General features: G+C 76.0%; 22 protein-coding genes and 1 pseudogene. 5 read left to right on the top strand and 18 right to left on the bottom strand.

From position 1 onward, the window contains the following. Nucleotides 1-105: 105 nt before the first annotated feature. Nucleotides 106-477 carry a four-helix bundle copper-binding protein gene (locus IE294_RS15805; RefSeq protein ID WP_189886423.1) on the bottom strand — a complete coding sequence of 124 codons (372 nt, stop codon included), beginning with the start codon at nt 475-477 and terminating at the stop codon, nt 106-108. A gap of 146 nt (nt 478-623) precedes the next feature. Here IE294_RS15805 and IE294_RS15800 point away from each other — a divergent pair, with 146 nt between their 5' ends. Further along, nucleotides 624-974, top strand: a complete 351-nt coding sequence (locus IE294_RS15800) for a DUF6479 family protein (protein WP_189886421.1) — start codon at nt 624-626, stop codon at nt 972-974. A gap of 49 nt (nt 975-1,023) precedes the next feature. Here the strand turns inward: IE294_RS15800 and IE294_RS15795 are convergent, their stop codons facing one another. The 16 genes and pseudogenes from IE294_RS15795 to IE294_RS15720 all read right to left on the bottom strand — a co-directional run bounded on the left by IE294_RS15795 (nt 1,024) and on the right by IE294_RS15720 (nt 17,612). Next, nucleotides 1,024-1,479 (bottom strand): RpiB/LacA/LacB family sugar-phosphate isomerase, encoded by a 456-nt coding sequence (locus IE294_RS15795; RefSeq protein ID WP_189886419.1) that lies wholly within the window; start codon nt 1,477-1,479, stop codon nt 1,024-1,026. Nucleotides 1,480-1,574: 95 nt separating this feature from the next. Continuing rightward, a complete protein-coding gene (locus tag IE294_RS15790; RefSeq protein WP_189886417.1) occupies nt 1,575-1,772 on the bottom strand; it encodes a hypothetical protein in 198 nt (65 codons plus the stop codon). Nucleotides 1,773-1,872: 100 nt separating this feature from the next. After that, nucleotides 1,873-3,081 (bottom strand): ANTAR domain-containing protein, encoded by a 1,209-nt coding sequence (locus tag IE294_RS15785; RefSeq protein WP_189886415.1) that lies wholly within the window; start codon nt 3,079-3,081, stop codon nt 1,873-1,875. Nucleotides 3,082-3,260: 179 nt separating this feature from the next. Next, entirely contained in the window at nt 3,261-3,764 is a 504-nt protein-coding gene (locus IE294_RS15780; RefSeq protein ID WP_229917178.1) for an STAS domain-containing protein, read from the bottom strand. Nucleotides 3,765-3,888: 124 nt separating this feature from the next. Beyond that, on the bottom strand, nt 3,889-4,821 hold the full coding sequence (locus IE294_RS15775) for a glycosyltransferase family 2 protein (RefSeq protein WP_189886413.1): 933 nt from the start codon (nt 4,819-4,821) through the stop codon (nt 3,889-3,891). 257 nt (nt 4,822-5,078) lie between these two features. Continuing rightward, nucleotides 5,079-6,020 carry a glycosyltransferase family 2 protein gene (locus IE294_RS15770; protein WP_189886410.1) on the bottom strand — a complete coding sequence of 314 codons (942 nt, stop codon included), beginning with the start codon at nt 6,018-6,020 and terminating at the stop codon, nt 5,079-5,081. Beyond that, a complete protein-coding gene (locus IE294_RS15765) occupies nt 6,010-7,014 on the bottom strand; it encodes a glycosyltransferase family 9 protein (protein WP_189886408.1) in 1,005 nt (334 codons plus the stop codon). Before IE294_RS15765 ends, IE294_RS15770 begins: the two co-directional genes overlap by 11 nt. A gap of 372 nt (nt 7,015-7,386) precedes the next feature. After that, nucleotides 7,387-8,808 (bottom strand): PfkB family carbohydrate kinase, encoded by a 1,422-nt coding sequence (locus tag IE294_RS15760; protein ID WP_189886406.1) that lies wholly within the window; start codon nt 8,806-8,808, stop codon nt 7,387-7,389. 362 nt (nt 8,809-9,170) lie between these two features. Then, nucleotides 9,171-9,770 (bottom strand): annotated as a pseudogene (locus IE294_RS47585) (D-sedoheptulose-7-phosphate isomerase); the annotation flags it as partial. Then, nucleotides 9,767-10,999, bottom strand: coding sequence for a glycosyltransferase (locus IE294_RS15750; protein WP_189886402.1), 1,233 nt, complete (start codon nt 10,997-10,999; stop codon nt 9,767-9,769). The pseudogene IE294_RS47585 and the gene IE294_RS15750, both read right to left, overlap by 4 nt. Continuing rightward, nucleotides 10,996-11,958 carry a glycosyltransferase gene (locus tag IE294_RS15745; RefSeq protein ID WP_189886400.1) on the bottom strand — a complete coding sequence of 321 codons (963 nt, stop codon included), beginning with the start codon at nt 11,956-11,958 and terminating at the stop codon, nt 10,996-10,998. The genes IE294_RS15750 and IE294_RS15745 overlap by 4 nt, the downstream gene beginning before the upstream one ends. Then, nucleotides 11,955-12,965: a glycosyltransferase family 9 protein gene (locus tag IE294_RS15740; protein ID WP_189886398.1), complete on the bottom strand. Its 1,011-nt coding sequence runs from the start codon at nt 12,963-12,965 to the stop codon at nt 11,955-11,957. Before IE294_RS15740 ends, IE294_RS15745 begins: the two co-directional genes overlap by 4 nt. Beyond that, a complete protein-coding gene (locus tag IE294_RS49335) occupies nt 12,962-13,948 on the bottom strand; it encodes a D-glycero-alpha-D-manno-heptose-1,7-bisphosphate 7-phosphatase (RefSeq protein WP_189886395.1) in 987 nt (328 codons plus the stop codon). The genes IE294_RS15740 and IE294_RS49335 overlap by 4 nt, the downstream gene beginning before the upstream one ends. After that, complete coding sequence (locus IE294_RS15730; protein ID WP_189886392.1) at nt 13,945-14,940, bottom strand: glycosyltransferase family 2 protein; 996 nt, start codon at nt 14,938-14,940, stop codon at nt 13,945-13,947. The genes IE294_RS49335 and IE294_RS15730 overlap by 4 nt, the downstream gene beginning before the upstream one ends. Beyond that, complete coding sequence (locus IE294_RS15725) at nt 14,937-16,571, bottom strand: carbamoyltransferase family protein (protein ID WP_189886391.1); 1,635 nt, start codon at nt 16,569-16,571, stop codon at nt 14,937-14,939. The genes IE294_RS15730 and IE294_RS15725 overlap by 4 nt, the downstream gene beginning before the upstream one ends. Nucleotides 16,572-16,604: 33 nt before the next feature. Continuing rightward, nucleotides 16,605-17,612, bottom strand: a complete 1,008-nt coding sequence (locus tag IE294_RS15720; protein ID WP_189886389.1) for an NAD-dependent epimerase/dehydratase family protein — start codon at nt 17,610-17,612, stop codon at nt 16,605-16,607. Nucleotides 17,613-17,895: 283 nt separating this feature from the next. On the opposite strand from IE294_RS15720, the gene IE294_RS49035 reads away from it, so the two are divergent. Next, nucleotides 17,896-18,789 (top strand): polysaccharide pyruvyl transferase family protein, encoded by an 894-nt coding sequence (locus tag IE294_RS49035; protein ID WP_189886387.1) that lies wholly within the window; start codon nt 17,896-17,898, stop codon nt 18,787-18,789. A gap of 101 nt (nt 18,790-18,890) precedes the next feature. After that, nucleotides 18,891-19,460, top strand: a complete 570-nt coding sequence (locus tag IE294_RS15710) for a hemerythrin domain-containing protein (RefSeq protein WP_189886385.1) — start codon at nt 18,891-18,893, stop codon at nt 19,458-19,460. 110 nt (nt 19,461-19,570) lie between these two features. Here the strand turns inward: IE294_RS15710 and IE294_RS15705 are convergent, their stop codons facing one another. Next, complete coding sequence (locus tag IE294_RS15705) at nt 19,571-19,942, bottom strand: DUF3040 domain-containing protein (RefSeq protein ID WP_189886383.1); 372 nt, start codon at nt 19,940-19,942, stop codon at nt 19,571-19,573. Nucleotides 19,943-20,215: 273 nt separating this feature from the next. Between IE294_RS15705 and IE294_RS15700 the strand changes: the two genes are divergently transcribed. Both IE294_RS15700 and IE294_RS15695 read left to right on the top strand, forming a co-directional pair. Further along, nucleotides 20,216-20,383 carry a hypothetical protein gene (locus IE294_RS15700; RefSeq protein WP_189886382.1) on the top strand — a complete coding sequence of 56 codons (168 nt, stop codon included), beginning with the start codon at nt 20,216-20,218 and terminating at the stop codon, nt 20,381-20,383. A gap of 210 nt (nt 20,384-20,593) precedes the next feature. Continuing rightward, nucleotides 20,594-21,808, top strand: a complete 1,215-nt coding sequence (locus IE294_RS15695; protein WP_189886380.1) for a cytochrome P450 — start codon at nt 20,594-20,596, stop codon at nt 21,806-21,808. Nucleotides 21,809-21,851 lie beyond the last annotated feature (43 nt).

The raw sequence follows: 21,851 nt of genomic DNA, 5'->3' as shown, positions 1-21,851 counted from the left end.
AGGCTCCCCAAGGGCGGTCCTGACGGCGCACACCGTAGAACGCGTTTCAGAAATTGGGAATGCCGGGGCCCGGGCGGATTCCGGGGCGGGGACGGCCGGGGGCACTCACCTGAGCGTTTCCAGGAAGTCCGCGCAGGCGTCGGCGCAGGCCCGGCAGGCCGCCGCGGCGGACTCGGCACCGGGGTGCTCGTCGAACGCCCGGGCGCAGTCCAGGCAGACCGAGCGGCACCAGCCCACCCGGACCCGGATGGTCTCCTCGTCCTGTCGGTTCTCCTCGCACAGCACGCGGCAGGTGGCGTCGCACACCTCGGCGCACATGATGCCCAGCCGGCGCGCCCGCTCCTGGTGCTCACTCCCGTCCGGGTCGACCAGGCTCGCGCGCACGGCACAGGCCCGGGCGCACTCCGTGCACGCCTGGGCACAGGTGAAACGGTCCTCCAGGAACCGGTAGAGCTGCTGCGAAGTCGGCGATGTCACACCGTGCGGGTAGCCGGGGCGGGCGGCGACAAACCACTGCCCCAGGGGTGGGCCGGGCGGACACCGCGCGCCCCTCCACCGCAACCGCCAATGTCCGGGTTCGTCCCGTTCTGATCGGGTATCTCTGTTCTATGAATACTGCATCGATGCAGCTGGCCGCGGCGAGCGGCCTGATGAGCGTCTTCCTGTTCGTCGTGGCCGTGGGCGTGCTCGCGCTGCTCGCCGGCGGCTTCTGGATGACCTCGCGCGTCAGATACCGCGAGTCGCCGCGCCCCCGCCCCGAGGAACAGCCCAAGCTGCCGCCGGAGGGGCCGGTGCACGAGGTACGGGAGAACCGGGAGTCCGCGGAGATACCGCAGATCCCCAAGGGCGACCGCCCGCTCACCCCGTACGAGCTGACCAACATGGACACCCGGACGAGCGAGTCGAAGCAGCGTCCGCGCTGGAGCAAGGGCTCCAGCGGCTCGTTCGGCGGCGGCGGACTCGGCGCCCACTGAGCCCCGGTGCCCGTCGACGACTCTGCCCGCGCCGGACCGCCGTAAGCCCCTAGGAAGAGTCCCGGGCGGCGTCCAGGCGGCCGACGCGGGCCACGTTCCGCCGGTCCTCGGGGTCCTGGCTGGGCTCGGCCGCGAACCAGGCGTCGAGGATCTCCTTCAGCACCGGTTCCGAGGTGAGCCTGAGGCTCAGCGCGAGGACGTTGGCGTCGTTCCAGCGCCGCGCTCCGTCGGCCGTGCCGGCGTCCACGCACAGCGCCGCGCGCACGCCCGGCACCTTGTTGGCCGCGATGGACGCGCCGGTACCGGTCCAGCAGCACACCACCGCCTGGTCGGCCGCGCCCTCTGCCACGTCCCGGGCGGCGGCCTCCGAACAGACCGCCCACTGCGCGTCGGCCCCGGGCCTGAGCGCGCCGTGCTCCCGGACCTCGTGGCCACGGCGCCGCAGCTCCGCGACCAGCAGACGGGCCACGGGTTCGTCCATGTCGGAGGAGACGGAGATCCGCATGCTCCGGAGCCTAGCGTGTGGCGCCGGGTCCCGGCCGGACATGCCGAACGGCCCCGCGGAGGGGCCGTTCGGCAGACATCGGGCAGGACACGGGGTCAGGGGTGATCGGGCTGCTGTGCCGGAGGCGCCCCGCCGCCCTCTCCCCCGCCCTTGCCGCCCTTTCCTGCCTTGTCAGAGCCGTGCGGGCGACCGCCCCGGCCGGCCGGCTGGCGGGCCTTCAGCTCGCCGCTGTCCTGCGGGGTGGCGCCACCCTTGTCACTGCGCCGCTGTTCGGGCTGCTGTGGGTTGGACATGGGCCGGACTCCCTCCGGATGGTGCGTGATGGTGCGTGCGCCGTACGGGGTCCGGGTTCCCAGGGGGACGCGGGTGACGCACACCGGCGGTGAACCGCGGTCACGGCGTGGGGCGGGTCAGCGCCCGGTGGAGGTGTTCGAGGGCGTCCAGGAGCACCGAGCGGTGGTACCAGCTCAGCCAGGCCGCCGTGTCCGAGGCGAGCAGGGCGAACGCCTCGGCCTGCGCGGCGGTCGTCCGGTGGCCGGCGTCGGGCCAGTGCAGGGTGATCACGCCGGTGCACGTGCCGGCGGAGGAGAGCACCGGGACGCTGTGCACGGCCTGCGTGCCGGTGGCCAGCAGCACGCGCCGGCAGTCGTCGGAGAGCTGCGCGTCCGTCGCGACGTCGGGCACGCTCACCTGGCGGCCCCGGACCCGGGCCGCCGCGTCGGCCGTACCGTCGCCCCGGCCGCGCACGAGCTGGTCCAGGAACGTCTCCGCGCAGCCGTAGTGGGTCTCCAGCGTCAGGGCGTTCACGGCCGGGTCCACGAACTGCACGTACCCGGCGGGCGCCTTCCCGATGGCCAGCGCCTCGTGCAGGACGGCGTCGATCATCTGCCGGCGATAGCGCGGATCCCGGCCGCCGCGGGCCAGCATCCGCAGCTGCGGCACCGGCAGCGAGCGGCGGCCCGGGAACCACACGTCACCGTCCGGGGGCCGGGCCACCACCACGGCCGAGACGAGGACCCGCAGCGGCACGTTGAACCGCTGCGAGGCCTCGCGCAGCGCCCGGAAGGCGCTGCCGGAGTCCGGCAGTCCGTAGCGGACCATGAGCGTGCCCTGGGCCATGCCGATCAACGGCGCGGTCCGCACCCGGGCGCGCAGCGCGCGGACCTCCTTGTACAGGTCCTCGTACGAGGGCCGCAGCGGGTCCGCCATCTGCGACCGCCAGGCGGGCAGCTCCTCCACCCGGGAGGCGACGCGCGCCAGCTCGCGCAGCGCCTCGTCCAGGGTGGCGTACAGCCGGACGCCGTCCAGCCGGGCCAGGTGCACCGCCTCGCGGACCCCGGGCCGGGCGCGGACGATGATCAGGTCGGGGCGTCCGGTGCGCGCCCGGGTCGTCTCGCTGAGCGTGCGCAGCACGGCGGCGCCGCCGAGCTGGACGTGTGCCATGTCGAGCACGGGGCGCAGTCCGGCGCGGTCCGCCTGTTCCAGGTGACCGCGCAGTTCCTGTGACCATGCCTGGGCTCCGTCGGCGTCGAGGCTGCCCGACATGCGCAGCAGGAGGGCGCCCTCGGCGGGCAGACCGTCGACGACGGAGGACTCGATCACGAGGGGAGCCGGTGCCGCAGGCCGGCCGGAAGAAGGTTTCATCGCATCACCCAGACAGGACGTCCCAAAGAACTCGATCGGCCTCTTCCCGACCTGTGCACCACCCCGCACCGTAGGCCCCGGGCCATCGGCCGCGCCATCCACCGCGCCGTGCGGCGGAGTGGCGGGCGGCGCGGTCGCTATCCGAGGCCGCCCGGGGCCGGGCGGGCCGGTTCGTACGCCGGTTGGTACGCCCGTTCCCGGGACGGTTCGCGGGATGTCAGGGCGTCCAGGGCCGACGCCAGGGTCGCGTGCACCCGGATGCCCGGCAGGCCGGCCGAGGTCAGGGCCTCCCTGACGTGCGGTCTGGGCTGTACGACGGACAGGGCGCGGCCGGTGTGCGCGAGGGCCCCGGTCGCCCGGTCCAGGGAGCGGACCGCGTCGGCACAGGCGAGATACGCCTCGCTCAGGTCCAGCAGGGGGTGTTCACCGGCCTGGCCGGCATGGGCCACGTGCTCGGCGAGGGCTTCGGAGAACAGCCGGGCGTTGGAGGCGTCGACCGTGCCCCGGGCCTTCAGGACACCGATGCCGCCGAGCCCCGGGCGGTGCTCGTGCACGGTCTGTAGGAGCAGCGGGGCGGGGCCGCCGGGGCGGACGCGGGTGGGGGACGGCTGACCGTCTTCCCTGGGTGATCGGGTTTCCACGGGGATCGGGCTTCCTGGAGGCGGGAGGAAGGATCAGCCGGCCGCGTCTTGACCGGGACATCACTGTGCCCGCGCCGTGCGGGGGATGCAACGACGTCCCCGGGCGTGTCGTAGCGCCGGGGTCTCAGCCGACGTACCGCCGGGCGGGTGAGTTCCTGCGGGCTCGTTCGAGCGCGGCGAGCCGGCGTTCCAGGTCCGGCGGTACGGGGTCGCGCTGGCGCAGCACCCACGGCAGTCCGGCGGTGGCGTGGGCGAACGCGCGGGCGGAGGCGGCGTCCCGGGGCACGGTCCGGATGAGGTGCCCGGTACGGCGCAGCGCCGGCAGCAGCGGGCGGCGCAGCCAGGTGAACCACAGCGTGTTGCGCAGTCCGAGGACCCGCCGGGCCGTGCTGTCGCGCAGCCGGGAGGCGTGGTGGTGGACGGTGAGTTCCTCGGCGTAGGCGAGCCACCAGCCCTGGCGGAGCAGGTCGCAGGCGAGCAGTTCCTCCTCGCCGCCGAGCCACAGACCGGGGTGGAAGCCGCCGCAGGCGCGGAAGGCCCCGGTGCGCAGCACGGTGGCGGCGGCGAGGAAGGAGCCGAGGGCGGGGCCGGGGAGCCAGTCGGGTCCGGACAGCGGGGACTCGCGCAGTTCGGGCACGACCGGGTCCTCGGTGCCCTCCGGTTCCACGAGGATCCGCGCGGTGACGCCCGCGAGCCGGGGCCCGGCGTCCAGCAGGTCGGCGGCCCGGCGCAGACTGCCGGGCGCCCACCAGGTGTCGTCGTCGCAGAAGGCGACGTACGGCGTGCGCACCCGCTGCACGGCCAGGTTGCGGCCGACGGCGCCGAGGTTGCGGCCGGGGCGCAGCAGGGTCATCTCCGGGAACTCACGGGCGACCGCTTCGGCGGTGCCGTCGGTGGATGCGTTGTCGGTGACGATCACGGGCGGCCGTTCGGGCAGCCGGCGCAGCAGGGCGAGGGTGCGCAGCAGTTCGTCACGGCGGTTGTGGGTGATCAGGACGACGGTCGTACGGTCGTCGGGGGCGGTCCGGGCGGGGGTCTCGGGGGCGGTACTGGTCATCGTCCGGCGCCTCCGGGTGGGTGGTCAGGGGGCGGGGTCGTGATCGTCGTGATCGTCCGGTGCCTCGCCGTGGGGGTCGGGGGCGTCCTCGTTCCGGCGCCTTGCCGTGGCGTCCTGCCGTGCGCGGCCAGGGTGGAGTGGTCGTCGTCCGGGGTCTCCGTGTGCGTGCCGGGCCGGATCGCGGGCGCGGGCGTCGGGCGGCACCGTCTCGTGGGGCGTCGAGGGGGTCCCGGACATGGGGCTCGCTGCCGTACCGGTCATCGCCCGGTGCCTCTCCGGGGCCGGCCGGGCGGCTCGCGGTCGAGCAGGCCCGCGGCGTGTTCGACGCGCGGGGGCAGGGGCCGGCGGCGGGCGAGGGCGGCCGGGAACCGGGTGACGGTCTCCTTCAGGGCGCGGCGCGCTCCCGGGCGGCCCGCCGCGGCGGCCAGCGCGAGGTCGGCGCCGGCGCGCAGGACGACCGGCCAGGGGCGGCGCAGGCAGGTGGTCAGCACGTGGTTGCGCCGGACGAGGAAGGAGCGGCCGGTGCGGTCGTGGTCCTCGGGGTGGTGGCGGGCGCGCAGGGAGGGTTCGTAGGCGACGCCCCAGCCCGCGGCGGCCAGGTCGTAGGCGAGCAGGGTCTCCTCGCCGCCGAAGAAGAGCAGCGGGTGGTAGCCGCCGGCGCTCAGGAAGGCCTCGCGGCGGACCACGCAGGCGCAGCCGAGGAACCCGAGCACCGGGCGGCCGGGCAGGTCCGGTTCCAACGGCAGCGGGGAGGCGGCGAGCACCGCGTTGAGGGGGTCCTCGGCGGCCTCGTCGCCGACCAGGGTGCGGGCGGCGAGCAGGCCGAGCCGGGGGTGCCGGTCGAGGAGGTCGGCGGCGCGGGCGAGGCTGCCCGGCTCCCACCAGGAGTCGTCGTCGCTGAAGGCGACGTAGGGGGTGCCGGCGTGCCGGACGGCCAGGTTGCGGCCGAGGGCACCGGTGTTGGCGGCGGGCCGCAGCAGGCGGGCGATCGCCGGGTGGCCGGCCACCGCGCGGCGGGTGGTGTCGTCGCGGGAGTTGTCCACGACGACGACCGGCGGACGCTCGGGGAGCGCGGCCAGGGCGTCCAGGGTGCGCACCAGGCTGGTGCTGCGGTCGCGGGTGATGACGGCGACCGTGACGCGCGGGTCGCCGGCGGTCGTGAGCCGGTGCACGCGGCTCGGGGCCCGCTCAGTGGACATGCGCCACCTCCGGTCCCGGCTGCCGCTGCCGGCCGCGCACGTCCCGCAGGAGCGACAGACAGGCGGCGGCGACCTCACCGGCGCGGATGCGCAGCAGGCGGGCGTCGGGGGTGCGGCCGTGCGGGTCGCCGGGCGGGCCGGGCTTCCACAGGGCGAGGTGGTCCGGGCTCCGGGGCGGCCCCCACAGGCGCGGGGAGACCGGTCCGAACAGGGTGACGGAGGGGGTGCCGTGGGCCACCGCGAGGTGGGCGAGGCCGGTGTCGCCGCTGAGCACCAGGGACGCCCCGGCGACCAGCGCGGACAGCTCCCCGAGCGGCAGACCGCCGGTCAGCACGTCGCAGCCCCGCCGGCCGCCGCGTTCGGCGACCGAGCGGACCAGGGCGTCCTCGCCGGGGCCGCCGGTGAGGACCACGTGGTGGCCGGCGACGCGCAGAGCCCGTACGACGGCGGCGAACCGCTCCCCCGGCCAGCGGCGGGAGCCCGAGGCCGCGCCGGGGTGCACGACGACCGCGCCCGGGGCCGGGGACGGGGTGGTGGGCCGGGGCAGCCGTAGGTCCAGGGGGTCGGCCGCGATGCCGTAGGCGTGCAGGAAGGCGCACCAGCGGTCCCGTTCGTTCGCCCGGTCCCGCCACGGCGGGCCGTCCGGGCAGGCGTGGGCGAGCAGCCGGCGCGGGCGCAGGGCGGCCAGGGCGTCACGGCTCCCGGGGCCGTTGCCGTGCAGGTCGACCGCGACGTCGGGGGGCGGGCCCGGCCAGTGGCCGAGGTCCGGCACCGCGCGGCCCGGCGCCTCGGCCGGGAACACGGCGTCGACCGCCCCGGTCTCCAGGGCGAGTCCGGTGAGCCCCGGCGGCTGGGCGAGGACGACCCGGTGGCCGGGAAATGCCCGCCGGACGCCCCGTAGCGCGGGCACACCGGCCAGCAGGTCGCCCAGGCCCAGGGCGCGCAGGATCAGGACGGTCGGGGGGTGCGGGGTGGAGATCGGGGTGCGGGTCACCGAGTGGGTCCTCCGTTGCGTGCGGAAGCCGGGGACGGGCGGCGGGCCGGGCTCCGTTCGCCGACGCCGCCCACCGGCGCGGGCGGTACGCCTCGGCCGACGGTGCGGGGCGCGGACGGGACGCTCGCGCCGGGGGCCGGCGGTCGGGTCCGGCCGGGGATGCGCGGAAGGCACCCGGCGCCCGCCGGCCGGCCTCCCCCGTGCAAGGCCCGCACCAGACGCGCGGCACCTGCGCCACGGCCCGGCGCGCCACCCCGGAGCGAGGCACGCGACCGGCATCCGGCGCTCGGCGGCCACCGGTTCCCTCGGAGCGGGGCGCGACGGGTCCGCCCGGTGGGCGCCCGGTCCGCCGGGCCGGGGGCTTCGCCATGCTCACCTGGCGTCTCCTCCCGTGGGTGCCGGGGCCAGGGCCGCGCGGCGGGCGAGGCCGGTGGTGGAGCGGCCGTCGAGGTAGGGCAGCAGCAGGACCTGGCCGCCCCAGCTCTCCACGAGGGGCTGTTCGGGCAGCCGGGTGCGGGCGTAGTCGCCGCCCTTGGCCCAGATGTGCGGGCGGAGTTCGCCGAGGATGCGTTCGGGGGTGTCCTCGTCGAACACGGCCACGGCGTCCACGCACTCCAGGGCCCGCAGCACCCGCACCCGGTCGGCGGCCGGGACGAGGGGGCGGCCGTCGCCCTTGCGGCGGCGGACCGAGTCGTCGGAGTTGACGCACACGACGAGGCAGTCCCCGGCCCGGCGGGCGGCCTGGAGCAGGGCGACGTGCCCGGCGTGCAGCAGGTCGAAACAGCCGCCCGCGGCGACCACGGTGCCGCCCGCGGCCCGCACCCGCGCGGCCGTGCGCACGGCATCCGCGGTGGTGTCGCCGTCGCCCGGCGCCTCCTCGGCCGTCTCCGGCTGGTCCGGGACGGCGACCGCGCGGGCGCCGCCCTCGGTGACGTACCGGGTGGCGGCGTGGACCGCGGCCTGTACGGCGGCCTCGGTGAGGGCGCCGTCGGCGAGCAGGCCGGCTGCGGCAGCGGCGAACCGGTCGCCCGCGCCGCACGGGTCGCCCGTGGCGGCGGCCGGGGTCGGCACGAGCAGCGGGGTCTCACCGTGGGAGAGCAGGGCACCGCGTTCGCCGAGGGTCACCGCGACGGCCTGGGCCCGCCAGGCCCGCACGAGGGCGCGGGCGTCCCGGGCGGCGGTGCGCAGCCCGGCCGCGTCGCCGGGTCCGGCGTCGTCGAGCTGCCGGGCGAAGGCGCGGGCCTCCTGGGCCGAGGGCGTGGCCAGGCGCACGCCGGGGACCGGGGGCCGGCCGCGCACGTGCGGGTCCCAGACGACGGGGGCCGCCGTGTGCGCGAGGGCGTCCCGGAGGACGTCGGCGGTACCGCGGCCGTAGTCGGCGACGAGGATGCCCCCGGCCGCCGCGATCGTGGCCACTGCCTCCTGGGTCGCCTCGCGGGCCCGGCCCTCGCCGTCGTCGAGGCGGAGCAGTGGCCGGTCCCCGGCCAGGACGCGGGTCTTGCTGCTCAGGCTGCCCTCCAGCGGCACCTCGACCAGGCCGACCCGGCCGGAGAGCAGTTCCCTCAGGGTGTCGCTGGCGGCGTCGGCGCCGAGGGCGGTGACCAGGGTGACGGGCCGTCCGTCGGCCGCCGCGAGACAGGCGGCGAGGGCGGCGCCACCGGGCCGGGAACTGCGCCGGGTGCCGTGGACGACGGGGACGGGCGCGTCCGGGGCCAGCCGCTCGGCCCGGCCGCACAGGTCGTGGTCGAGCAGGGCGTCGCCCACGACGACCAGGGGTGTCTGCGAGGCGGTCATGTGTGTCCCTTCCTGGGGGCTGCGGGCGCGCCGGGCGTGGCCCGGCCGACGGTGCGGGCGCGGCCCACGAGCCGCCCCACGACACCGGGTTTGCCGTCGGCACCCGGCCGGCCATCGACACCGGGCCGGCCATCGGCACCCGGCCCGCCGCCAGCACTCGGCCGGCCATCGACACTTGGCCGGCCATCGGCACCCCGCCCGCCGCCGGCACCCGGCCGACCCTCCTGACCCCGTCGGCCATCGACAACGCGCTCGCCCTCGGCGCGTCGCTCGCCCTCGCCGCCCGCCCCGTCCCCGGTATCCGCGTCCGCCCGGTCGGCGGCGCCGGTGTCCGCCGTCCAGTGGTCGGCCTCACCCCGTTCGACGGCCTGGTCGAAGGCCTCGCAGAGCATGTGGACGGCGACCAGGTGCAGTTCCTGGACGGTGGCGCCGAGGGGGGCGTCGACGCACAGCGCGTCGTCCGCGCCGAGTTGCAGCGGGTTGGGGGCCCGTCCGGTCAGCGCCCACACGGTCATGCCGAGCCGGTGCGCGCGGTCGGCGGCGGCCAGCAGGTTGGCGCTGGCACCGCTGGTGGACAGCAGCAGGAGCACGTCGCCGGGGCGGCCGTGCGCGGCGGTCTGGCGGGCGAACACCTCCTGGACGCCGTAGTCGTTGGCGATCGCCGTGGTGGAGGAGGTGTCGGCGTGCAGGGCGACCGCGGAGAACGGCGGCCGGTCGTCGCGGTAGCGGCCGACGAGTTCGGCGGTGAGGTGCTGGGCCTGGGCGGCGCTGCCGCCGTTGCCCGCGACGAGCAGCCGGGCACCCGCGCCCAGCCGCCGGGCGAGTTCGGTGCCCCAGCGCTCGATGAGCGCACCGTGGTCGCGGAACGCCTCCAGGGCCTTGGCGAGGTCGTCGCAGTGCGCGGTGGCGGTGGCGGTGTTCCCGTGCGCCGTGTCGGTGACGGCCTTCGCCCGACTCCTCATCGGACCACTCCCGAGAGCGAGCGGATGGAGGACACGGCGCAGTACACCGCGGCCACGCCGTCGGCCACCCGGTCCCAGGTGTAATGGCTGAGCACCCGGGCGCGGCCGGCGGCTCCGTACCGGGCGAGCCGGTCGGGGTCGGCGAGGAGGGCGCGGACGACCGCGCCGAGGTCGTAGTCGTCGTCGGCCGGGACCAGGACGCCCGTGGTGCCGTCCACGACCGTGTCGAGCTGGCCGCCGACGGCGGTGGCGACGACCGGGGTGGCACAGGCCATGGCCTCCAGCGGGACGATGCCGAAGGGCTCGTACCGGGGCAGCGACAGCACCAGGTCGGCGCTGGACATCAGCCGGGGCATACGGGCCCTGCTGACCCCGCCGAGGAGGGTGACCCGGTCCTGGACGCCGTACTCGCCGGCGATGCCGTAGAGGCGCTCGGCCTCGGGTTCGGCACCGAGCAGGTCGGCCTCGGGGCCGCCGGCGACCAGGAGTTCGGCGTCGGGGACGTCGGTGAGGGCGCGGATGGCGCGGTCGAAGCCCTTGCGGGGCACGAGCCGGCCGACGGCCAGCAGCCGCCTGCGGGCGCCGGGCGGGCGGGTGCGGGCGACGGGGGCGAACTGGTCGGGGTCGACCCCGCACGGCACGACGCCGATGCGGTCCTCGGGCAGCCCCATGGCCTTCAGTTCGGCCACCTCGTCGCTGCACGTGGCGATGATCCGGGCGCATTCGTGGCCGATGGCCTCCTCGACGGCGAGGCGCTGCGGCGGGCTGGTGTCGGCGGCGCCCTGGTAGCGCTTCTTGACCGTGCCCAGCGCGTGGTAGGTCTGCACGACCGGGATGCCGAGGTCGCGGGCGCCGGCCAGGGCGGCCAGGCCCGACATCCAGAAGTGGGCGTGCACCACGTCGGGCGGGCTCTGGGCCCACTGCCGGGCCAGGAAGTCACCGAACTCGGGCATGTGGGGCAGGAGTTCGTCCTTGGGGACGGGTGCGGGCGGTCCGGCGGGCACGTGCACGACCTGCACGCCGTCGATGAGGGTCACCCGGTCCGGAAGGCCCGCCGAGTCCCGCCGGGTGTACACCGTGACCCGGTATCCCTTTCTGGCGAGCTGCCGGGCGACCTGCGCCACGTACACGTTCTGGCCGCCCGCGTCCGGCCCGCCGAGCGCGGCCAGGGGGCTGGCGTGCTCGGAGACCATGGCGACGCGTCCGGCCGTGTGCGGAATGCGGCTCATCGGGTGACCTCCTTGATCAGGCGCTCCCAGTCGTCCAGGAAGCGCCGCTCTCCGTAGCGGCCCTGGGCCGCGGCCCGGGCCGCCGCGCCGGTGCGGCGCGCCAGCCCGGGGTCGGCGAGGAAGGCCCGTACGGCGTCCTCCAGGACGTCGAGGCGGTTCGAGACCACCCCGGCGCCCCCGGGTATCGCCTCACGGGCCTCCGTGGTGTCCAGGGCGACCACGGGCATGCCCAGGAACATGGCCTCCAGCAGGGACAGACCGAGCGAGGTCCAGCGCACGGGGTGCAGATAGACCCGGCACCGGGCCATCTCCCGGTGCAGCGCGTGCTGCGGCAGGTTCCGGGTGCGGCAGCGCTCGGGCGGCAGGCCGAGGTGCTCGGCGAGTCCGTCGGTGCGCATGCCGAAGACGTCCAGGGGCGCCGAGCGGGCGAACCGGGGCAGCAGGTCGGTGCCGGTGGTACGGCCCCTGCGCACGGGCTCGTTGACCACGACGGCCGCGCGCCGCTCGGTGCCCGTGTAGAGCGCGCCGGGGTCGATGATGCCGTGCTCGACGACCTCGGTGGGGGCCTGGCCGTTGTCCCACATCAGCCGGTTGAAGTGGGTGACGTGCACGACGGGGATCGCCGACTGCCCGGCCAGCGGGTGGAGTTGGCGCTCGGGCGACGCGTCGGGGCTGTTGTGCTCGACGTACACGGCGGGCACGTCCACGCCGGGCCGGCGGCCGGTCCAGCGCAGGGCGAGGTCGGGTTCGTGCGGGCGTTGCAGGACCATGAGGTCGATGTCGCAGTCCCACAGTTCCTTCGGTGTGCGTTCCCGCACGCTCTGCGGCCAGTCCCAGGTGACGGCGCGGCCGAGCCCGTCGGGTCCGCGGTCGTCGGTGACCGGGAGGAGGTAGGTGTGCGGGCCCTGCACGAAGGCGGTGAGCCAGGATCCGTGCACGTGCCAGACGAGGATGTTCATGACTGCCGCTCCTGGATGAGCTTGTGCACCGCGCGCACCACGTCCTGTCCGGTGACCTCGTCCAGGCAGGGGTGGCCGGGCACCGGGCAGGTGAGGGCCCGGGTGCCCGCGCAGGGCGCCGACTGGTCGCCGAGCAGGATGACGGGGACGCCGTACGGCGCCCAGCGCCCGGCCGGTACGACGGGCGCGAACAGCGAGACGACGGGGGTGCCGACGGCGGCGGCGAGGTGGGCGGGGCCGGTGTTGGCGCTGATCACGACGTCGGCCATGCGCAGCACGCCGGCGAGGGTGCGCGGGGAGGTCCGGCCGCCGAGGTCCACGGCCAGATCCCCGCTGACCCGCCGGGTGAGGCCGGTCTCCTCGGGGCCGCCGGTGACGACCACGCGGTGCCCGGCGTCGGCGAGCAGTTCGACCGCCTCGGCGCAGCGGTGCGGGCTCCAGGCGCGGGCGGGGGCGCTGGCGCCGGGGTGCAGGACGACGTAGGGGCCGTGGCCGGTGAGGCTGCCGGTGTCCGGGGGCGGGAGGACGCGCAGCCGGCCGTCGTCCCCCGGCGGCGGCGGGAAGCCCATCGCGGCGGCGGTGTCCAGCGCCGCCTCGGCCTCGTGCCGGCCCTCCGGCCGCCGGTGGCGTACGTCGAGCAGCCGGCCGGGGTGGTCGACGCTGTCGGCGCCGATCCGGCCGACGCCGGCGAGCCGGAGCAGCAGGGCGGTGGGAAGCGGGCTCTGGTGGAAGGAGGTGAGGACGAGCGCGGTGTCGTAGGCCCCGGCACGCAGCCGTCCCACCAGCCCGTCGATGTCCGCGGGGCTGACCGGGGGCGGGTCGAACCCCTCCCAGGGCGCCTCCCACACCAGCACCTCGTCCACCCCGGGCAGCAGCCGGGCGGCGTCCGCGCCGCGGGGGCCGCACAACAGGGTGACGTGCGAGGACCGGGCGGCGACGGCACGCACGGCGGGACCGGCGAGCAGCACGTCACCGAAGCTGTCGAGCCGGACGACGAGCGATCTCACGCCGACCACCCCCCGAGGGCCCGCCCCAGGGCCGCCCGGGGCAGGTCGGGGCCCGACGGAGCGGGCGCGGACGGACGGGGCTGCTCCGGGGGCATCTCGCCCGACGCGGGCGACGGGGACTTCGCCGGGGCCGCCGCGCCCGGCACGGAAGCCGGGAACTCCTCCCGGGCCGCCTCGCCCGGCACCGACGCCGGCACTTCCTCCGAAGTCGCCTCACCCGCCACCGGCGACCGTGTCCGGTGCAGGACCGCCGGACCCGACGCGGACGGCCGCCGGGACCCGGAGACCACCGCGGCGCGCCCGGACGGCCGCGTCCCGCCGGGCCTCTCGGCGTCCCGCACGGAGGACCACCGGCCCTCGGAGACCACCACGGGGCCCTGACGGGACCACCGCATCCCGTCGCCGGCCGGGGCCGTCCGCGCGGGCGGGGCGTGCGGGGGCCGTCGCGGCGGGGCGAGGCCCGCCTCCGTCAGGGCCGCGCGGACCGCGGTGAGGGGGTCGGGGGCGCTCTCCATGGCGAAACGTTCCACCTCCACCGGAGCGGTGGCCGCGTTCGGGACCAGGACGCCCCGCGCGCCGGCCGCGCGGGCGGCCAGCACGTCCGCGGCGATGTCCCCGATCACCAGGCACTCGGACGGCGGTACGCCCAGCCGGGCGGCGGCGGTGTGGACCAGGCCGGGGCGGGGCTTGCGGCAGGCGCAGCCGGCGTCGGGGGCGTGCGGGCAGAACACCCAGGTGTCCAGCCCGCCCAGCAGTTCGTCGGCGCGCTCGTTGACGCGGACCACCTGGTCCACGGTGAGCAGTCCGCGGCCGACGCCGGACTGGTTGCTGACCACCCCGGTCGGCAGCCCGGCGGACCGGGCCAGCGCGACGGCCGCGGCGGCGCCCGGCATCAGCCGCACCCGGCCGGGGTCGCCGTTGTACGGCACGTCCACGACGAGGGTGCCGTCACGGTCGAACAGGACGGCGGACAGCCTGCTCACCCGGCACCTCCCAGGGGCTCGGCGTGCCGGTGGCGGACGACTCCGCGCAGCCAGTGCCGGACGGCGAGCGGCGGGATGAGCACGCTGGTGCCGAGCATCCCGGCGATCTCGCGGGCGGTGCGCGGCCCGGGCAGGATGCGGGCGAGGGCGAACTCGGTGGTGCCGAGCGTCCACAGAGCGGCGTAGGCGGTCGCGGCGCGGCGCCGCCCGGTCAGGGCGCAGCCGGCCGCGGCGAGGGCGGCGCCGGTGACCACCAGGTGGCGGGACAGCCGGCCGCGCGGCGCCTGCGCGCGGTCCCACCAGTCGCGTCCGTGCAGCCGGTTCATCAGGGCGTCGTCGGCGTTGCCGCGCTGCGCGGGCAGCGAGGCCCACCAGTGGGCGGGGCGGACCGGGTGCCGGGTGACCCGGGTGCCCCGGGTCAGGGACCAGCCCGCCCGCTGCACGCGCAGGGCGAGGTCGGCGTCCTCGCGGAAGGCCCGCGGGAAGCGTTCGTCGAAGCCGCCGGTCCGCTTCAGCGCCTCGGTGCGGTAGGCCATGTCGGCGGTGGCCCAGGCGGCGTTCTCCAGGCCCTTGGTGGTGCGTTCCCAGTCGGTGGGCCGACGGTCCAGGGGCAGGGGGACACGCAGCCGCCCCTGGACTCCGCCGACGTCGGGGCCGGCCTGCCGCAGGTCGTCGGCGAGCCGCCGGGACCAGTCGGGCAGCACCTGCACGTCGTCGTCCAGGAAGACCGTCCAGGGTGTGCGGACGGTCTGCCAGCCGGCGTTGCGGGCGGCGGCCGGCCCCTTGCCGCCGGTGCGCAGGGTGCGTACCCGGTCGAGCAGTTGCCCGGCCGGTTCCAGGGGCAGGCCGCCGTCGGGCGCGGGCCGGTCGTCCACGACGACCACCTCGTGCGGCGGATGGCCCTCGGCCGTGGCGAGCGCGCGCAGGCACTCGGCGAGGCAGGGGCGGCCGATCGTCGGGACGACGACGGTGTAGGCGGGGGCGTCGGTCATGCGAAGGCCTTCCCACGGCGGATCGCGAACGGGCCGAGCACCAGCAGGTCGACCGGGGCCGAGCCGAAGCACTCCAGGGCGTCCCTCGGGTCGTCGACCATGGGCCGCCCGGCGGTGTTGAGACTGGTGTTGACCACCACGGGCAGTCCGGTGCGCCGTTCGAAGCCCTCGATCATGCGGGCCACCAGGGGTTCCTGGGCGCGGTCCACGGTCTGGACGCGGGCCGTGCCGTCGACGTGCACCACGGCCGGGATGCGGGCCCTCCACTCGGCGGCCACGTCGTGCACGAACAGCATGTGCGGGCTGGGCAGCGGCCCGTCGAAGATCTCGCCCGCGCGCTCGGCGAGCACCATGGGCGCGACGGGCCGGAACTCCTCGCGTCCCTTGACCGCGTTGAGCCGTTCCAGGTTCTCCGCCTTGCCGGGGTGGGCCAGCAGCGAGCGGTGCCCGAGCGCGCGCGGCCCGTACTCGCTGCGCCCCTGGAACCAGGCCACGATCCCGTCGTCGGCCAGCGCCTGGGCGGCGGTCTCGGCGATATCGGCGGGTTCCTCGTACGGGACGGCCGCCCGCTCCAGCCACGCGCGCAGCTCGGCGTCGCTCCAGCCCCGGCCGAGCGCGGCGGTCGGCATCGGCTCCAGGGTGTCCTTCTGCCCGGCGACGTACGCCGCCGCGCCCAGGGCCGTGCCGGCGTCGCCGGCGGCGGGCTGCACCCACACGTGCCGGAAGCCGCTCTCCCGCCACAGCCGGGTGTTGGCGACACAGTTCAGGGCGACACCGCCGGCCATGGTCAGCGCGTCCTCGCCGGTGCGCTCGCGCAGCCACCGGGCGAGGGCCAGCATGACCTCCTCCAGGCAGAGCTGGGCGCTCGCGGCGAGGTCGGCGTGGTCCTGGTTCCAGGCGCCGCCGGGCGGGCGGGGCGGGACGAACTCGGCCCAGGGCACCGGGCGGGCCCGGAAGCCGCCCTCGCCGTCGGCGTGGACGTACGCGCGCAGCCGGCCGGCGTGGCGCGGGGTGCCGTAGGAGGCGAGGGCCATGACCTTGAACTCGTCGCTGCTGCGCAGGAATCCGAGGTGCTGGGTGAGGTCCTCGTAGAACAGGCCGAGGGAGTCCGGCAGTCGCTGGGTGCCGAGGACGGTCAGTTCCCGGCCGGTGCAGCGGCCGGCCAGGTGGGAGCCGCACTCGCCGCGGCCGTCCAGGACGAGGACGGCGCAGTCCGGGTACGGCGAGACGGGTCCGGCGGAGGCCGCGTGCGCGACGTGGTGCGGGACGAACCGCACCTTGGCCGGGTCGAGTCCGGGCAGGGCCTCGGCGAGGAAGTCCGGTGCCTCGCGGGCGTACTGCTGCCGCAGGTGGTCCCAGGGGTCGTGCAGCCCCATCTCGGCGGCGGGGCGGGCCAGCGCCGGGTCGTAGGAGTAGGCGACGGCGTCCAGGTCGGACGGGGTGAGGCCGGCCTGCTCCAGACACCAGCGGGCCGACTGTCCGGGCAGTTCCCAGGCCGAGAAGGGAACGGGCCGCTTGCCGTGCTTGCGGCGGGAGAACCGCTCCTCCTCCGCCGCCGCCACGACCCTGCCGTCGGTGACGAGGGCGGCGGCGGGGTCGTGGAAGAGTGCGTTGATACCGAGGACGTGCATGCGCTGTCTCCAGGGCCGGGGAACGTGCGGGGGTCAGGACCGCGGGGCCGGTTCCTCCCCGCGCGGGTCCCGATCCGGGGGCGGGGTCGCGAAGTAGGCGATGGTCTGCTTCAGGCCCTCCTCCCAGGGGACCTGCGGCGACCAGCCGAGCAGTTCGCGTGCGAGGGTGGTGTCGGGCCGGCGCCGGCCGGGGTCGTCGACGGGCCGGTCGATGAACGCGACCGGGGAGCGGGAGCCGGTGAGGGCGACCACCCGGCGGGCCAGGTCGGCGACGGTGATCTCGTCGCTGCCGCCTATGTTGACCGGTCGTACCGACCTGCTCGCGGCGACCCGCAGGATGCCGTCGACGGTGTCGTCCACGTAGCACAGCGAGCGGGTCTGGCTGCCGTCGCCGGTGACCGTGAGCGGCTCGCCGGCCAGGGCCTGGCAGATGAAGGTGGGCACGGCGCGGCCGTCGTGGGCCCGCATGCGCGGACCGTAGGTGTTGAACAGCCGGACGATGCCGGCGTTCGTTCCCCTGGTGCCGGCGTGTGCCGTGACGAGGGCCTCGGCGAACCGCTTCGACTCGTCGTACACGCTGCGCGGCCCGACCGGGTTCACGTTGCCCCAGTAGCCCTCGTGCTGCGGGTGGACGAGCGGGTCGCCGTAGACCTCGGAGGTGGAGGCGAGCAGGAAGCGGGCGCCGTCGCGTTCGGTGATCGCCAGGACGTTGCGGGTGCCGAGGCTGCCCACGTCCAGGGTCTCCAGGGGCATGCGCAGGTAGTCGGCGGGCGAGGCCGGGCAGGCGAAGTGCAGGACGAGGTCGTACGGCCCCGCCAGCCGCTCGGTGCAGTCGGGTGCGCAGACGTCGCAGTGCGTGTACCGGAAACCCGGCCGGTCCTCCAGGTGCGCGATGTTCTCGCGCCGCCCGCAGGCCAGGTTGTCGGCGCAGTCGACTTCGACACCTGAATCCAGCAGCCGCTCGCACAGATGGGAGCCGAGGAAGCCGGCGCCGCCGGTCACGAGGGCGCGCCGCCAGGAGAACGGTGTGTCACCAGTCATGGGGCTGTTCCTTCGTCCACGTCGTACGCGCCCGGGAACGCCCCTGCCTGGGGATTCGGCGCGTACCGCGTCGCCGGGACCGACGTCGTCGGCCCGCTGGGAAGAAGAGGGCTCGGCCCGGGTCCCCGCTGATCGGGAGGACCGGCCTGACAGGCCGCCGCTTGCTGGACGGCACTGGCAGCTGAGTTCCCCTGCCAGTTGTATTCACACGTTGGATTCTTATTCTCCGGTCCCAGGGGTACTCGCGCGACTCCTGCGCCCCGCCCACCACGCTGGAGAACCGATGCACCACGATGTCGCGGAGGCGGTCCTGCGCTCCCTGCACGCACCCGGCCGGACTCCGGAGCGGCTGCTGCTCACCGGCTGGTTCAGCTTCCGGGACGGGGAGGCGACGGCCGGGGACGTGCTCGCGCAGCAGCACATGTCGGCCGCGCTGACCGGGGCGGGCATCCGGCACGAGACGGCGTGGAGCCCCGGCTTCCGGCCCGGTGAGCCGTCGCTGGAGACGGCCGACCCGCGGGCGTACGACACCCTGCTGTTCGTGTGCGGTCCCGTGTACGGGCCGCAAGTGGCCGCTCTGCACGGACGGTTCGGGTTGTGCAGACGAGTGGCGGCCGGGGTCTCGGTGGTCGATCCGGCGGACCCGGCGGTCACCGGTTTCCACGCGATCGTCGCGCGGGACGGCACCGCCGCCCCGGCCCGGCGCGATCTCGCCGCCGACGCCCCGGCGGGCCCGCTGCCGCCCGTCGCCGGAGTGGTCCTCTCCCACGGCCAGGGCGAGTACGGGGCACGCCGCCGGCACGCGGAGGTGACCGAGCGGATCACCGGCTGGCTGGCCGGCAAGGACTGCGCGCGGGTACCGGCCGACTCCCGGCTGGCCACCGACGACTGGCGGCTGTGCGCCACCGCCGAGCAGTTCCTCGCCCTCGTGGCCCGCCTCGACCTGGTCGTCACCACCCGGCTGCACGGCCTGGTGCTGGGCCTGCGCACCGGCACCCCGGTGATCGCGGTCGATCCGGTGGCGGGCGGCGCCAAGGTCAGCGCCCAGGCCCGCGCCCTGGGCTGGCCGGCGCTGGTGACGGCGGACGCGCTGACGCCGGACATCCTGGACCACTGGTGGCAGTGGGCGCTGTCCGGGGTGGGCCGGACGGCCGCCGCCTGCCACTCGATGCGCTGACCGGGCGCGGCGAGCCGTGTAGCGCGCCCGGCCCGGGGCACTCGGCGCGGCGACGGCCGGCCGTTCACGGGCCGCCGCGTTCCACGCAGGAGGTAACGACCATGGGTCACGGCGGAAACGTCATCCAGGAGCTGACCACGGACCACCGCGAGGTCGAGGAGATCTTCGGCCGCATCGAGGCCCTGCCGCCCGGCTCCGAGGAACGCAAGACCCTCTGCGACCAGGCCACGATCGAACTGGTCCGCCACTCGGTCGCCGAGGAGGCCTACCTCTACCCGGCGGTGCGCCGGCACCTGACGGGCGGGGACGCCCTGGCCGACAAGGAACTGGAGGACCACGCCAAGGCCGAGCAGATCATGAAGGACCTGGAGGGCTGCCAGGCGGACGATCCGCGGTTCGACTCGCTGATGGCGCAGCTGATGAGCGAGATCCGGTCCCATGTGACGGACGAGGAGCAGAACCTCTTCCCGCAGCTGGAGGCGGCCTGCCCCCCGGACGCGCTGATGGACCTCGGCGACAAGATCCGCCGGGCGAAGAAGATGGCGCCCACCCGTCCGCACCCGTCGGCACCGGACACTCCCCCGGCCAACAAGCTGCTGGCACCGGGAGCCGGTCTGGTCGACCGGATGCGCGACGCGCTGACGGGGCGGGGCAAGGAGAGCCAGGGCTGAGCGAGAACGGCGCCGCCCGGGCCCGCGGGGGCCGGGCGGCGCCGGCGTGTGGACTCACGCGTTCGGGTCCACGTCCAGCGTCCGGACTCGCCCCAGCGCCGGGCCGCGCCTCACAACCACGGTTGCGTGCCACGGGACGTCCGGGCGCCGGAGCGGGGACGGGTGCGGGTCGCCCGGCACAGCAGCCGGAACACCTGGAAGAGGGTCAGCGGCCACAGCAGCGCGAAGCACCAGAGCAACGCGGGGTCCGAGGTGCGGATGCCCATGACGGCGACGAACACCGACGCGACCGTCAGCAGCAGCACCGCCACCGGCAGCCAGAGCGCACGTGGGGCGGCGCCCGTACCGCGCGGGGCGGCGCCCATACGGCGCGCGAACCGCCGGTCCCGTCGCAGGTCCGCCTCGATCCGCAACAGCGCCAGCCGCTCGCGCGGCGACAGCCGTACCTCGTCGCGCATCTCCCACATCTCCCAGTCGTCCACGGCAACGCCACCTCCTCCGCCGATCGGCGGCATCCGGACCCCGGGCGACCGAGTTCCCCGGTCGGCCCGGCCGATGCGGTGCCGTGGCGGCCGGGCGGACGGGGGGGTGAAGAGGCGGGTGGGGATCCGGGGTGGAGAAAACTCCACCCCGGGTCCGGTGGCCACCCTGACTGAAACGCGGCCCCCGCACGGTCCACGATGGATCCGGTCCAGTCTCCGTACGTCCGGCCGTCCGGCCGTCGTCCGCCCGTCGTCCTCCCCGGGAGGAGCACCGTGTCCGAGTCCGCCGAGGTCCAGCCGACGATTCGGTCGGCGGTGCAGCCGACGGCTCGGTCGGCTGCACCGCCGGCCGAGGAACATCCGATGTGGCCCTGGGTGGTCGTCGCGGCCGTCGTGGCCGGCGTGGTCATCGCCCTCGTCAACGTGCTGATGACGGCCTGAGCCGGTTCGTCCCCCGGAGCGCCCGTGGTGCGAGAGCGGTCGGCGTACCGCATAGTGAACACAGCTCTCGCACCAGGTCGGCCAGGGAGGACCGGGGCTGCCCGCACCACGCCTTCGCCCCCGGGGCCGCCGCGACGACGCTGAGCGGCCGGCACGGGTAGGACCGGCCCCCCGGAAGCGACGCGCCCGGCGGCGCGCAAAGGAGGCTGTATGTCGTCCCACGACCCGGCAGTGCTCGACTGCCCCTTCGACTTCGCCGACGCACTGGAGTACGACCCAGCGCTGGACGCCCTGGCACGGCGCGGCCCGGTCAGCCGGATCCGGTTGCCCTACGGCGAGGCGGAGGCGTGGCTGGTGACCAGTTTCGCCGGAGTGCGTCAGGTGACGTGCGATCCCCGGTTCAGCCGGGCGGCGATCGTCGGACGCGACTATCCGAGGATGACGCCCGAGCCGATCGTGTCACCCGAGTCGATCAACGTGACGGACCCGCCGCACGCCACCCGGCTGCGGCACGTGGCGGCCCAGGCGTTCACCCGGGAGCGGGTGGCGGCCATGCGGCCGGCCGTGGACCGGGTGGTGGCCGGGCTGCTGACGGCGATGGACGAGGCGGGGCCGCCCGCGGACCTGGTCACCCATCTGTCCGTGCCGCTGCCCCACCTGACGATCTGCGAGCTGCTCGCCGTCCCCGAGGCCGACCGCGACGAGCTGCGCGCGCACACCATGCGGCTGCTGGCCACCTCGCCGGACGCGCGGCAGGACGCGGCCGACGCCAAGGCCTGCCTGCGGACGTACTTCGCCGAACGGATCCCGGCCCGGCGGAGCTCGCCGGGCGAGGACCTGCTCAGCACGCTGGCCACCGCCCCGGTGCCGGAGGGCGAGGAGCCGCTGAGCGACGACGAGCTGGCGGTCCTGGCGGTGACGCTCATCCTCAGCGGCAACGACACCGCGACCTGCCAGATCAGTGACATCGCCTATCTGCTGCTGACCCGGCCCGAGGAGATGGCCGCGCTCGCGCGCGACCCCGGGCGGTTCCCCGGCGCGCTGGAGGAGCTGCTGCGGTTCATCCCGTTCCGCAAGGGCGTGGGCATCCCGCGGATCGCGCTGGAGGACGCGGAGATCGAGGGCGTCCCGATCCGCGCGGGCGACTACGTGCACGTGTCCTATCTCGCGGCCAACCGGGACCCGGACGTCTTCCCCGACCCGCACAGACTCGACCTGGAACGGCCCGTGCGCCCGCACATGACCTTCGGCTGGGGCGGGCACCACTGCCTCGCGGCACCGCTCGCACGGGCGGAGCTGGACAGCGCGGTCTCCGGCCTGCTGGCCCGCTTCCCCAAACTGCGCCTCGACGTCCCCGCCGAGGACATCGAGTGGGACAACGGCACCATCCGCCGCTTCCCGCTGAGTCTGCCGGTCACCTGGTGAGGCCGGGCCGGGCCACCGCGGCGACGCGGTCGGTGGCCCGGCC

Origin of the sequence: Streptomyces canarius, assembly GCF_014650735.1 — a bacterium.
GTDB classification, from domain to species: Bacteria; Actinomycetota; Actinomycetes; order Streptomycetales; family Streptomycetaceae; genus Streptomyces; species Streptomyces olivaceoviridis.
Note: the sequence above shows the minus strand (reverse complement) of the source record. Positions and strands in the feature narration are given on the sequence as shown.